The sequence below is a fragment of the Acinetobacter sp. YH12100 genome (genome assembly GCF_013419135.1).
Classification (GTDB): domain Bacteria; phylum Pseudomonadota; class Gammaproteobacteria; order Pseudomonadales; family Moraxellaceae; genus Acinetobacter; species Acinetobacter pseudolwoffii.
Map to the genome: position 1 here is coordinate 55,476 of NZ_VPAQ01000009.1, position 12,985 is coordinate 68,460.

At 43.1% G+C, this 12,985-nt stretch carries 11 protein-coding genes; 10 read left to right on the forward strand and 1 reads right to left on the reverse strand.

The annotated features are described in order from the left end of the window. The first annotated feature begins 2 nt into the window (after window positions 1–2). The 10 genes from FTU40_RS07855 to galE all read left to right on the forward strand — a co-directional run bounded on the left by FTU40_RS07855 (window position 3) and on the right by galE (window position 11,499). Window positions 3–1,070, forward strand: a complete 1,068-nt coding sequence (locus FTU40_RS07855; RefSeq protein WP_180040413.1) for a glycosyltransferase — start codon at window positions 3–5, stop codon at window positions 1,068–1,070. Further along, the gene (locus FTU40_RS07860; protein ID WP_180040415.1) at window positions 1,057–2,199 is read left to right on the forward strand and encodes a glycosyltransferase family 4 protein; all 1,143 of its coding nucleotides are present in this window, start codon (window positions 1,057–1,059) and stop codon (window positions 2,197–2,199) included. The genes FTU40_RS07855 and FTU40_RS07860 overlap by 14 nt, the downstream gene beginning before the upstream one ends. Next, on the forward strand, window positions 2,200–2,799 hold the full coding sequence (locus tag FTU40_RS07865) for a sugar transferase (protein WP_180040417.1): 600 nt from the start codon (window positions 2,200–2,202) through the stop codon (window positions 2,797–2,799). Then, window positions 2,796–3,452, forward strand: coding sequence for a NeuD/PglB/VioB family sugar acetyltransferase (locus FTU40_RS07870; RefSeq protein WP_180040419.1), 657 nt, complete (start codon window positions 2,796–2,798; stop codon window positions 3,450–3,452). The genes FTU40_RS07865 and FTU40_RS07870 overlap by 4 nt, the downstream gene beginning before the upstream one ends. Window positions 3,453–3,483: 31 nt before the next feature. After that, window positions 3,484–4,659, forward strand: coding sequence for a DegT/DnrJ/EryC1/StrS aminotransferase family protein (locus FTU40_RS07875; RefSeq protein ID WP_180040421.1), 1,176 nt, complete (start codon window positions 3,484–3,486; stop codon window positions 4,657–4,659). A 118-nt stretch (window positions 4,660–4,777) separates the two neighbouring features. Beyond that, the gene (locus FTU40_RS07880; protein ID WP_180040423.1) at window positions 4,778–6,652 is read left to right on the forward strand and encodes a nucleoside-diphosphate sugar epimerase/dehydratase; all 1,875 of its coding nucleotides are present in this window, start codon (window positions 4,778–4,780) and stop codon (window positions 6,650–6,652) included. A 13-nt stretch (window positions 6,653–6,665) separates the two neighbouring features. After that, window positions 6,666–7,541: a UTP--glucose-1-phosphate uridylyltransferase GalU gene (galU, locus tag FTU40_RS07885; protein WP_180040425.1), complete on the forward strand. Its 876-nt coding sequence runs from the start codon at window positions 6,666–6,668 to the stop codon at window positions 7,539–7,541. A 25-nt stretch (window positions 7,542–7,566) separates the two neighbouring features. Then, a complete protein-coding gene (locus tag FTU40_RS07890) occupies window positions 7,567–8,823 on the forward strand; it encodes a nucleotide sugar dehydrogenase (protein ID WP_180040427.1) in 1,257 nt (418 codons plus the stop codon). Continuing rightward, a complete protein-coding gene (gene pgi, locus FTU40_RS07895) occupies window positions 8,823–10,481 on the forward strand; it encodes a glucose-6-phosphate isomerase (RefSeq protein WP_180040429.1) in 1,659 nt (552 codons plus the stop codon). Before FTU40_RS07890 ends, pgi begins: the two co-directional genes overlap by 1 nt. Window position 10,482: 1 nt before the next feature. Continuing rightward, window positions 10,483–11,499 (forward strand): UDP-glucose 4-epimerase GalE, encoded by a 1,017-nt coding sequence (gene galE, locus FTU40_RS07900; protein WP_180040431.1) that lies wholly within the window; start codon window positions 10,483–10,485, stop codon window positions 11,497–11,499. 78 nt (window positions 11,500–11,577) lie between these two features. Here the strand turns inward: galE and FTU40_RS07905 are convergent, their stop codons facing one another. Then, window positions 11,578–12,948 (reverse strand): phosphomannomutase CpsG, encoded by a 1,371-nt coding sequence (locus FTU40_RS07905; protein ID WP_180040433.1) that lies wholly within the window; start codon window positions 12,946–12,948, stop codon window positions 11,578–11,580. Window positions 12,949–12,985 lie beyond the last annotated feature (37 nt).

The following is a 12,985-nucleotide window of genomic DNA, read 5'->3' on the forward strand; positions in this document are numbered from 1 at the left end:
TGATGAGGATTTTATATGTCATTACTGGTTTGGGGTTAGGCGGAGCCGAAAAGGTGGTGGCTGATTTGGCAGATCAAATGTCTACTTTAGGCCACCAAGTCAAAATTGCCTATTTAACAGGTAAAGTAGTAGTACGCCCTAAAAATATTAATGTGGATATAATACCTTTAGATTTGAATAATTTCTATGGGCTATATTTAGCATCGAAGAAATATAAAAAACTGATTCAAGATTTTCAACCTGATGTTGTACATGCACATATGGTACATGCTAATATTTTTACGCGTTTAAATCGTATTGGCTGTGCGATACCAAAGTTAATTTGTACGGCTCATAATTCTAATGAGGGTGGAAGGCTCAGAATGATTGCCTATCGATTAACAAATTTTTTATCTGATTTTAATAGTAATGTGAGTCAAGAAGCGACAGAGTCTTTAATTAGTAAAGGTGCATTTAATAAAAATAATTTAACCACCGTGTATAATGGAATCGATTTAAGTAAATTTAAATCATTTAGAACAGCAAAAAAAAATGATGAAATAATGGTTTTATCGGTAGGTCGGTTTAATGAACAAAAAGATTATCCTAATTTATTTAGAGCGATAAAAATCTTAAAAGATAATAATCTCATCGAAAAAATTAAGTTTTATATCGCTGGTGATGGAGAGCTACGATCAGAATTAGAGCAACTTATAAAAATTTTAAATATTTCTGATAATGTAACACTATTAGGTATTAGATCAGATATACCAGAATTGATGAATCAAGCTCATTTTTTTATTTTACCATCAGCTTATGAAGGTTTTGGTTTAGTTGTTGCAGAAGCAATGGCATGTGGCGCTTTTGTTATTGCGACAAATAGTGGTGGCGTGGCTGAAGTCATGGGTGATACAGGACTTTTAGTTCCTCCTCAAGATAGTGAGGCGCTAGCCAAAGCAATAGAAAAAGCAGTGAGTAAAACACCTTTAGAGATACAAGAAAATAACTTAAAAGCACGACAACGTGTGGAAGAATTATTTTCTTTAGAAGCAAGTGTAAAAAAATGGTTGGCTTTATATGAAGCTAAATAAAAAAATTATCTTAATTGGCACAGTCGCATCTAGCTTCTATGGTTTTCGTGCAGATTTAATTCATACACTGTTAAAAAAAGGTCATCAAGTTTATGCCTTTACCTCGGAATATACGGCAGAAGACCTAAAAAAAATAGAAAAGTTGGGTGCTACACCAATTACATATACGCTCAACCGTGGTGGACTAAACCCACTCGCAGATATAGTTGCAACATATCGGCTCTCAAAAAAAATTAAAACAATTAATCCTGATATAGTCTTTTCTTATTTTTCTAAGCCCGTCATTTTTGGTACTTTAGCTGCCAAATTAGCTCAAGTACCACGTGTGATAGGTATGCTCGAAGGTTTAGGCTATACATTTACGGAGCAACCAGAAGGCTTGAGTAAGAAGACTCAACTTATAAAGAAAATACAGGTTTTTTTATATAAAATAGCATTACCACAACTTGATCAGCTTATTTTTTTAAATCCTGATGACCCTAAAGATTTGATTGAGAAATATACTATAAATGTCAAAAATATAGAAGTTTTGGGTGGGATTGGCTTAAACTTACAAGACTATCCATATCAACCATTGAGTAATATTCATTTGACCCTTAAATTTTTATTTATTGGTCGTTTATTGAAAGAAAAAGGCATACATGAATTTGTTCAGGCAGCAAAACTGGTAAAGAAAATATATCCCGATACAGAGTTTACAGTGCTTGGTGCAATAGACCATCATAATTTAGGCGCTTTACAACAATCAGACTTAGATACTTTAATTTCCTCTAATATTATTCAATACCCTGGTCATGTGAGTAATATCAAAGACTGGATTGCTGACTGTCATGTATTTGTATTGCCCTCGTATCGTGAGGGAGTGCCACGAAGTACCCAAGAAGCAATGGCGACAGGACGTGCAATTATTACAACAGATGTGCCAGGTTGTAGAGAAACAGTAATTAACACGAAAAATGGTTTTATTGTGCCAAAATGGAATCCTGAAGCTTTGGCAGAAAAAATGATTTATTTCATTGAGAACCCAGAACAAATTCAATTAATGGGTGCCGAAAGCTATAAAATAGCTCTTGAAAAATTTGATGCAGAAAAAGTAAATCAACGTTTAGTGAATATGCTAGGTTTATAAATGTTAAAACGCCTCCTCGATATTATTATTGCCTCTATTGCCCTAATTTTACTGTCACCCTTGTATTTTTATGTGGCACATAAAGTGAAAAAAAATCTAGGCTCACCTGTGTTATTTCGTCAGGTGCGCCCGGGTTTACACGGCAAACCTTTTGAAATGATTAAATTTCGTAGTATGAAAGATGCGGTAGATGCACAAGGCAACTCTTTACCAGACCGTGAGCGATTAACTCCGTTTGGCAAAATGCTGCGTTCTAGTAGTTTGGATGAAATGCCAGAATTATGGAACGTCATTAAGGGCGATATGAGCATTGTTGGACCACGCCCACTACTCATGGAATATTTACCTCTTTATAGCCCCGAACAGGCTAAACGCCATAATGTCCGTCCAGGCATGACAGGTCATGCGCAGGTCAATGGCCGCAATTCCATTGGCTGGGAAGAAAAATTCAAGCTGGATACTTGGTATGTCGAAAATCAGTCGATTTGGTTAGATTTTAAAATTATGATCCAGACAGTCAAAAAAGTGTTAATTAAAGAAGGTATTAACCAATCTGAAGAAGTAACAATGACAAAATTTACTGGTAATAAAGAAAAATGAATATCGTATATGCTGTATATGGTGCAGGAGGTTTTGGTCAGCAAGTACTAAGCTTCTTTAAAATGCAGTTTTTAGATAAACAACAAAAGGACATTTTCTTCTGTTATGTTGATGATAATATAGAGCAAGAATCTATTAATGGTGATAGAGTTATTTCTTATTCTGAATTTTTAACGCTAAATTGCAAAAAAAAATATATTAACATTACCATTGCGAACAGTAGTATTCGTCAAAAAATTGCACAGCAAATATTGTCTGATGGTTTGAAAGTTTTTTCTATCATTTCCCATCAAGGTTTAGCTTTATCTAATGTTAAATCGGACATGGCTTTAATCTTGAGTCCTTTTACGGTCATTAGTTCTAATGTTCAATTAGGGAATTTTTGTCATATTGGATTTCATAGTTCGATCTCCCATGATTGTAAAATTGGTGATTACGTTACTATAGCAACTGGAGCGCGTTGTAATGGAAATGTTTATATCGAAGATCATGCCTATATTGGTAGTGGGGCGGTGATTAAACAAGGAACGCCAGAAAAACCATTGGTGATTGGTAAAGGGGCAGTGGTCGGGATGGGTGCTGTGGTCACCAAGAGTGTTCCACCGGGCGTAACCGTAGTTGGCAATCCGGCACGGATCTTAGAGAAAAAATAAGTTTTTTAATTTTAAAAATTCAGGAAACATCATGTTAAACACTGCATTTCAACCATGGCCAAGTTTTACTCAGGAAGAAGCGGATGCGGTTTCCCAGGTTTTGTTGTCGAATAAAGTCAACTACTGGACCGGGCAAGAGTGCCGTGAGTTCGAAAAAGAATTTGCCCGGTTTGCAGAAACCCGGTATGCCGTGGCATTGGCCAATGGAACTGTAGCGCTAGATGTTGCGCTCAAGGCATTAGGTATTGGCGCAGGGGATGATGTGATTGTCACTTCACGTACCTTTCTGGCCTCGGCCAGCTCCATTGTAACAGCTGGGGCAAACCCGGTCTTTGCTGATGTCGAACTAGACTCCCAGAATATCTCCCGCCGTACCATTGAAGCGGTGATCACACCCAATACCAAGGCCATTATCTGTGTGCATCTGGCAGGCTGGATGTGTGACATGGACCCGATCATGCAGCTGGCTTCCGATAAAGGCCTGTATGTAATCGAAGACTGTGCGCAGGCACATGGAGCAAAATATAAAGGTAAATCTGCCGGTTCAATCGGTCATGTTGCGGCCTGGTCCTTCTGTCAGGACAAGATTATGACGACAGGTGGTGAAGGCGGCATGGTGACCACCAATGACGAAACCCTGTGGAAAAAGATGTGGTCCTATAAAGATCATGGCAAGAACTTTGACAGCATCTATAACAAGCAGCATCCACCGGGTTTCCGCTGGCTGCATGACTCCTTTGGCACCAACTGGCGCATGATGGAAATGCAGGGTGTGATCGGCCGTATTCAGCTGAAAAAAATGCCGGAATGGACTGCAAAACGCCTTGCCAATATGGAAAAGATTTATGCGGCATTTGCAGACAGTCCATATTTTAGCGTCCATCGTCCATCCGATGATTATGTGCATGCTGCCTATAAATGTTATGTGCAGGTCAATATCGATGCTTTGCCTGAAGGCTGGTCACGTGACCGGATCATGCAGGACATCAGTGCGCAGAATGTGCCTTGTTTCAGTGGCTCCTGTTCAGAAGTTTATCTCGAGCATGCTTTTGATGATACGCCATGGCGTCCGGCTCAGCGTTTGCCGAATGCGCAAAAACTCGGTGAAACCAGTCTGATGTTTTTAGTTCATCCTACTTTAAGTGATGAAAGTATTAACAAAACAGTCACCGCAATTCAACAGGTCATTCATAGAATAGTTGCTTAAACTTTTAGAATATAAGTGCACCGTGTTCGGTGCATTTAACTGATATAGAATATGTTTTTAAGTTGCTCATCGCATTGTGACTTATTAAAAATTTATTAAAATTGAGACAACGCATCCAGTGAAATCGATCATTACGCCTTTCGTAGAATCACCACGAGCCGCCAAACTTGCATTTTTAATTATTCTGGATTTTTGTGCTTTTCCTGTCTTGATCTGGCTATGTTATGCCATTCGCCGATTCGATTTAGGCGCAGAAGTGGTACCGAATCTGGCTTTTGGTGCGCTTTGGGTCAGTTTAATTGCAGTCGTATCCCTATTCGTATGTGGGGTTTATCGCTTTATTGTCCGTACGTATAATGAAGTGTTTATGATTAAAATGGGGCTGGCGACGGCATTGACGGTCGCTGGCCTGTATGCCCTGGCTTATTTTACCCCGGCCTTTATTCCGACTTCTATTCCGCTGATGTTCGGCTTTATGATGTTTGCCTGGATCTGGTTTAGCCGGGGCATCATCCGTTTTATTATCCGTTCCTACTTGCAGGCTGACGTACAGAAAAAACGTATTGCGATTTATGGCGCGGGTAATGCAGGCCAACAGGTCGCTGCTGCACTGTATCGTTCCAATGAGCATTTGCCGGTCATGTTTATTGACGATAAACGCTCGTTAAGCGGACAGCAGCTGGGCCGACTCAAAGTCTATGATGCCCAGACCGCTTTAAATGTGATGGCTAAGAAAAAAATTGATGAAATCCTGATTGCCTTGCCTTCTGTAGGCCGGGTGCGTAAAAGTGAAATCATCAAGTTTTTAGAACCGGCACATTTAAAAATTACCGAGATTCCAGGGCTGACCAAACTAGTGGATGGTGAAATTCGAATTTCTGATATTCAGGAAGTGGATATTATCGACTTGCTGGGGCGTGACCCGGTGCCGCCAGTGCCGGAGCTGCTGGCCAGAAACATTAAAGATAAAATGGTGATGGTCACTGGTGCGGGCGGTTCGATTGGTTCAGAACTCTGCCGCCAGATCATTAAAAACCAGCCGGCCAAAATTATCATTTATGAACTGACTGAATTTGCGCTCTATAGTATTGAAAAAGAGTTACGCCTCACTGCAAGCTGTGAAATTATTCCGATTTTAGGTTCAGTTCTCGACGAACGTAAGTTAGAACGGGTGATTGAACAATATGGCGTACAGACTGTTTATCATGCTGCCGCCTATAAACATGTCCCGCTGGTGGAGTGTAATCCGCTGGCAGGTTTGAAAAACAATGCTGTTGGAACCGCCTTTAGTGTGAATGCGGCGGTGAAAAAAGGCGTCGAAACCTTTGTACTGATTTCAACCGATAAAGCGGTACGTCCAACCAACGTGATGGGTGCGACCAAGCGGATGGCAGAGCTTTATTGTCAGGCCATGGCAGAAGCTCAGGACCAGACCCAGATCAGTATTGTCCGCTTTGGTAATGTACTGGGTTCTTCAGGCTCGGTGGTACCGCTGTTTAAACAGCAGATTGCCAAGGGTGGGCCAATTACGGTGACTGATCCCGAAGTGACCCGTTTCTTTATGACCATTCCGGAAGCCTCGCAGCTGGTGATTCAGGCTGGTGCCCTCGGTACCGGCGGAGATGTGTTCTTGCTGGATATGGGCGAACCGGTACGGATTCAGGATCTGGCACGACAAATGATTTCACTCAGTGGACTCAAAGTCCGTGAAGAAAAAAATCCAAATGGCGATATTGAAATTCAATATACCGGCTTACGTCCGGGTGAAAAGCTGTATGAAGAACTGCTGATTGATGAAGAAAATACAGAAATTACCTCGCATAAGCGTATTTTGAGATCAGTCGAGAAGCATTATCCATTGGCAGAAATCCTGGAGGTCTTTAAACGGATGCATGAACTTTCAGCGACCCAATCCGATATTGAATGGGCATTGGCGCAGCTGGAATACTATGTCGATGGTTATGTCCGTGGTAATGACATTCAAGTGAACTAGGTTATTTATAGATATGATTAAGAAAGCAATTCTTCCTGTGGCCGGCCTCGGTACACGTTTTTTACCGGCCAGCAAATCGATTCCCAAAGAAATGGTCACTGTGGTCGATCGTCCGGCGATTGAATATGTGGTCCGTGAAGCGGTAGCCGCCGGAATTGAACAAATTATTTTGGTGACTCATTCTTCAAAAGCATCGATTGAAAATTACTTCGATCGTAATTTTGAACTTGAAACCACGCTTGAGCAAAAAAACAAAACCGATTTACTCAAAGAAATTACTGAAATTCTGCCTAGCGGTGTAAGTATCATGAGTGTACGTCAACCGCAGCCTTTGGGCTTGGGCCATGCGGTACTGTGTGCCAAAGCCGTGATTGGCGATGAAGATTTTGCGGTATTATTGCCAGATGTGCTGGTCAAAGATCAGGATCCAGAAAATGATTTGTCTCGCATGATTCAGCGTTATGACGCGTCTCAAGCAGCACAAATCATGGTTGAAGCGGTGCCTGAACATCTGGTGGATCAATATGGGATTGTCGATGTGGCCGCATCTCCGGCCGAAGGCGAAAGCATTGTCATGCAAGGGATTGTTGAAAAACCGGCAGTCGGCACCGCACCATCGAATCTGTCTGTGGTCGGGCGTTATATCCTGCCGGCAAAAATCATGCAGCTTCTGGAACAGACACCACGAGGTGCTGGAAATGAAATTCAGCTCACCGATGCGATTGCCATGTTACAGCAGACTGAAGCAGTGGAAGCTTATCGTATGAAAGGTCAAACTTTTGACTGTGGCAACAAACTTGGCTATCTTAAAGCTGTATTACATTATGGGATTGATCATCCCAAGCTTGGTCGCGAGTTTAAAGCGTTGATCCAAGAACTCGCTTTATAATAAAAAATAATAACCAAGGAATACTATGAAAGTCGCAGTACTGGGGAAAACCTTATTTTCCGGGGTCATTTCGGCCCTTTTATCTGAATGTGGTCATCAGGTGGTGTGGTGTAACAGCTTCAGTGCAGATGAGCCGGCCCGGACTTATTTTCAGGATGAATCCTTGCAGTCATTGCTGCACAAACAGGAAAAATCTGGTTTTTTAAACTGTTGTGATTTTCAGCATCTGGATTTTAATCAGGATGTTTTTTTCTTTAGTTTTAACGCCACCGAAGAGCAGCAGGCATTTCAGATGCTGGATACCATTCGGCATGCCTGTTTTGCTCATCCGAAGCTGATGATTAATGCTTCGACCTTTGGCTTGCATGGCACCCAACGTTTTCAACAACTGCTGCCGAATGATGACTGGATTTATCTGCCCGATATTATTCAGGAAGGTAATGCCCTGCGTAGTTTTGTTCAGGCCAGCCAGCTGATCGTGGGCTGTGATCATGCAGATGCACAGGCTAAAATCAGAGAGCTGTTACGCCCCTTGTTTCCGCGTGCGCAGCAGTATCTGTTTATGCCGGTACTGGATGCCGAATTTACCAAACTCAGTATTTCCGGCATGCTGGCCACCCGGATCAGTTATATGAATGATCTGGCCAGCGTGGCAGAAAAACTCGGGATCGATATTGAACAGGTGCGTCAAGGCATGGCGGCGGATAACCGGATTGGTTCCGCCTATTTGTTTCCGGGCGTCGGTTTTGGTGGAGAGAACTTCTCGCATGATATCCGCACCTTAACGCATGCAGTAGCAGATTCAGGGGTAAAAAACCAGTTGCTGGAACAGGTCTGGGAGATTAACGAACAACAAAAAGAATTACTGTTCCGCAAGCTCTGGAATTATTTCCGTGGCGATTTACAGGGAAAAGTGGTGGCGATTTGGGGCGCAGCCTTTAAGGAAAATACCCCGAGCATCCAGCAATCTCCAGTGCATGCCATGCTCACTGCATTATGGGCGCAAGGGGTGACGGTCAAACTGCATGATCCGCAAGCATTGGCCAATATTAAAAAAGTCTATGGGACACGGCAGGATCTAATACTGTGTGAAGATCAATATCAGGCAGTTGAGGGGGCAGATGCCTTATGTTTGATGACTGCCTGGAAGCAGTATGGTAGTCCAGATTATCCACACCTCATTAAACTGATGCAGCATCCCCTGATTTTGGATGGTCGTAATCTGTATGATCCGGCCTATATCAAGGCGCGTGGTTTTAATTATATTGGGGTGGGACGTTAATGTTAAGTCAGCTTAAACCAGATCTAAATACTGAAACTGTGTGTCAAAAACTCGCCTCGAGCAAAGAACAATTTGATGCGGTGCATCTACGAGAACTGTTTGCCGCAGACCCCCAGCGTTTTAACAAATATTCAATTCAGTTTGAACAGCTGGTCTTCGATTATAGTAAACACAGAATTGATAACACGGTGATGGAGGACCTGATTGAATGGGCAGATGCACAAAACTTAAGATCCTGGATCGGGTCTTTATTTTCAAATCAGGACATTAATTATACCGAGCAACGTGCTGCCATGCATTGGGCATTACGCTTGCCAGTCCAGGATCAGCAGCATACGGATCTGGCCGCTGATGTGCATGCTCAACTTGAGCGCATGTATGCCTTGGTCGAGCAAATTCATGCCGGGCAGCGTCGTGGTGCCACCGGGGAAGTGATTCAGGATGTGGTCAATATTGGCGTGGGCGGATCAGATCTTGGCCCTCTAATGGTCACCCATGCCTTATCGGATTTTAAATACCAGTCTGCCCAGCCACTCAATGTGCATTTCGTCTCGACCATGGATGGCAGTCAGCTGTCCGAGTTGTTGCATCAACTGCGTCCGGAAACCACGCTATTTATTATTTCGTCCAAATCATTTGGCACGATTGATACTCTGACCAATGCCCAGACAGTACGCTTGTGGTTAGAAAAGGCCTTGGGTCAGCATCCCTATATTCTGAAGCATCATTTTATTGGAGTTTCTACCAAGCCGGAGAAAATGACGGCCTGGGGAATCGCTCCGGAAAACCAGCTACTGTTGTGGGACTGGGTCGGTGGTCGCTATTCACTGTGGTCCTGTATCGGATTGCCGATTGCACTGAGTATCGGCATTGAAGGTTTTAAGCAGCTGCTGGCCGGTGCCTATGCGGTCGATCAGCATTTTCAGTATCAGCCTTTTGAGCGCAATATTCCGGTGTTGATGGGGCTCTTGGGTGCATGGAATAACAATTTTCTGGATATTCAGACCCATGCCATCCTGCCTTATGATGGACGACTGAAATACTTTGCTTCTTATTTGCAACAGCTGGAAATGGAATCTAACGGTAAGTCGATTCAACGTGATGGTGAAAAAGTTCAGCTGGATACCTGTCCGATTATTTGGGGCGAAGTGGGACCGAATGCGCAACATGCTTTTTATCAGCTCCTCCATCAAGGTACGCAGTCAGTGAGTTGTGACTTTATTGCGCCGGTCAAGCGCTATAACAGTCAGCAATATACCTATGCAGACAGTGCCGAAGCATTAATTGAACAGCATCATTTGGCCCTGTCTAACTGCTTGGCGCAATCACGTTTATTGGCCTTTGGTAATGAGGCTTTGGACCCAAAAGAATTAGAGAGCTTGCCAGCCTATAAACAGTATGAAGGCAACCAACCGAGCAGTACGCTGTTGATGCAAGAGCTGAATCCTTATAGTCTGGGTATGCTGATTGCTCTATATGAACATAAAGTTTTTGTGCAATCGGTGCTGTGGAATATCAACCCATTTGACCAGTGGGGCGTAGAAAAGGGCAAGGAAATTGCCAACCAGCTATTGCCAATACTCAATGGCGAACAGACTAATCTGGATGGTCTAGATGCTTCAACCCAAGGCTTAATTAAAATTTTGTTAGGAAAGTAATATGGCTAAAATTTTGGTCACAGGCGGGGCAGGCTATATTGGTTCACATACCTGTGTGGAATTGCTGAATGCTGGACATGAAGTGATCGTGCTGGATAATCTGTGCAATAGCTCAGCTGAGTCTTTAAATCGGGTGCAACAGTTGACCCTGAAAAGCCTGACCTTTGTTGAAGGAGATATCCGGGATAGCCAGTTACTGGATCAGGTCTTTCAACAAAATTCAATTGATGCGGTGATTCATTTTGCCGGACTGAAAGCGGTGGGAGAAAGCCAGCAAATACCATTGGCTTATTTTGACAATAATATTGCCGGTTCAATCAGCCTGGTTCAGGCCATGCAACGCGCACAGGTTTTTAAACTGGTGTTTAGTTCCTCAGCAACGGTGTATGGCGAAAATAATCCTTCACCTTTAAATGAAGAAATGCCTACCGGAATGCCGACCAATAACTATGGCTATACCAAGCTGATTGTGGAGCAGCTCTTAGAAAAGTTGTCTGTGGCGGATGAACGTTGGTCGATTGCCTTATTACGTTATTTTAATCCGGTCGGCGCGCATAAAAGTGGCCAGATTGGCGAAGATCCACAAGGTATTCCCAATAACCTGATGCCTTTCGTGACTCAAGTGGCAGTCGGTCGTCGTGAAAAGCTATCTATTTTCGGTCATGATTATGACACGGTGGATGGGACTGGCGTGCGCGATTATATTCATGTAGTGGATCTGGCCAATGCACATTTATGTGCCCTCAATAATCGTCTAACTGCGCAAGGTTGCCGTGCCTGGAATATTGGTACAGGTAATGGCATTTCAGTGTTGCAAGTTAAAGATACTTTTGAGCAGGTGAATGGTGTTGCGATTGCATTTGAATTAGCCCCTCGTCGTGAAGGCGATGTGGCCACCTGTTTTGCAGACAATACCCGTGCAGTCCAAGAGTTGGGCTGGCAACCTCAGTATGGTTTAGAGGATATGCTCGCTGACAGCTGGAACTGGCAGAAGCAGAATCCGAATGGTTATCGCTAAAATCTTTATAGCGATATAAATAAAAATGGGAGCTTTTGATGAACAGCTCCCATTTTTATTGTACTGTATGCGTGAAGATTAACTCTGAATCAGCTGAGTCAATTCATCGACATAGTCCTGCATTGGTCGTGGATTATGATCACGACGGCTTTCAATATTTAGACGCAATAGCGGTTCAGTATTCGATGCACGCACATTAAAACGCCATGCACCAAAATTAAGGCTGACCCCATCGGTCTGATCGATCTCCGGCTGCTGATCGGCATAATGATCGAAAAGTTTTTGGATGGTTGCTTGGGTATCGGCGACTTTAAAGTTGATTTCACCACTGCATGGGAACTTGGCGATCATCTCCTCCACCAGAGAAGATAAGGATTTTCCTGTTTCAGACAGTACTACTATCGCCAGTAACCATGGAATCATGCCGCTATCGCAATAGGCAAAGTCACGGAAATAATGATGGGCACTCATTTCCCCACCATAGGCCGCATTATGCTCACGCATCACATCTTTAATAAAGGCGTGACCTGATTTTGACTGAACCGTGATCCCTTGGTATTGCTCTACAATATCCAGTGTATTCCAGACCAGACGTGGATCATGTACAATTTTTTCGCCAGATTGCTTCAGCAAGAACGCTTGAGCCAGAAGGCCGACAATATAATAGCCTTCAATAAACTGGCCTTTTTCATCGAACAGGAAGCAGCGGTCAAAGTCACCATCCCAGGCAATGCCCATATCTGCGCCATGCTGAATGACCGCATCACGGGTGCTATCACGGTTTTCAGTTAAAATCGGGTTGGGAATCCCGTTCGGAAAATTGCCGTCAGCTTCATGATGAATCTTGATAAATTCAACCGGAATATTGAGTTGTTGAAATTTTTGTTCAATCGCATCGACCACATGGCCTGCTGCACCATTCCCGGCATTCATGACCAGTTTCATCGGACGGATTTTTACCGGATCAATATAGCTCATCAGGTGATTTACAAATTCAGGCAGAATATTGTATTTTTCAGTATTGCCTTTATTGCTGACGTCAATAAATTCATCTGATTCTGCTAAAGCCTGAATCTCTTTAAGACCAGTATCGGCACTGATTGGACGGGCATTTTCACGTACCAGTTTCATGCCATTATAGTCCATCGGATTATGGCTGGCCGTGATTTCAATGCCACCTTGAACATCCAGATGGAAGGCGCCAAAATAGACTTCTTCCGTGCCGGTCATGCCCAGATCCAGAACATTGACACCCGCATCATTTAAACCGTGAATGGTGGCCTGTTTTAAACCTTCACTGCTGAGCCGGATGTCACAGCCAATGACCACCGTTTTAGGTTGATAAATCTGTCCATAAGCACGGCCAATTTTATAGGCAATCTCTTCATTGAGCTCGGTGCCGAGTTTGCCGCGAATGTCATAGGCTTTGAAGCAAGTCAGTTTGGTCATTTATAGGCTCTCCATTCAGAAGAAAAAAGGCCGGTTC

Coding starts and splice junctions, on each gene's coding strand:
- FTU40_RS07855 (WP_180040413.1), top strand. CDS start 3: ATGAGGATTTTATATGTCATTACTGGTTTGGGGTTAGGCGGAGCCGAA.
- FTU40_RS07860 (WP_180040415.1), top strand. CDS start 1,057: ATGAAGCTAAATAAAAAAATTATCTTAATTGGCACAGTCGCATCTAGC.
- FTU40_RS07865 (WP_180040417.1), top strand. CDS start 2,200: ATGTTAAAACGCCTCCTCGATATTATTATTGCCTCTATTGCCCTAATT.
- FTU40_RS07870 (WP_180040419.1), top strand. CDS start 2,796: ATGAATATCGTATATGCTGTATATGGTGCAGGAGGTTTTGGTCAGCAA.
- FTU40_RS07875 (WP_180040421.1), top strand. CDS start 3,484: ATGTTAAACACTGCATTTCAACCATGGCCAAGTTTTACTCAGGAAGAA.
- galU (WP_180040425.1), top strand. CDS start 6,666: ATGATTAAGAAAGCAATTCTTCCTGTGGCCGGCCTCGGTACACGTTTT.
- FTU40_RS07890 (WP_180040427.1), top strand. CDS start 7,567: ATGAAAGTCGCAGTACTGGGGAAAACCTTATTTTCCGGGGTCATTTCG.
- pgi (WP_180040429.1), top strand. CDS start 8,823: ATGTTAAGTCAGCTTAAACCAGATCTAAATACTGAAACTGTGTGTCAA.
- galE (WP_180040431.1), top strand. CDS start 10,483: ATGGCTAAAATTTTGGTCACAGGCGGGGCAGGCTATATTGGTTCACAT.
- FTU40_RS07905 (WP_180040433.1), bottom strand. CDS start 12,948: ATGACCAAACTGACTTGCTTCAAAGCCTATGACATTCGCGGCAAACTC.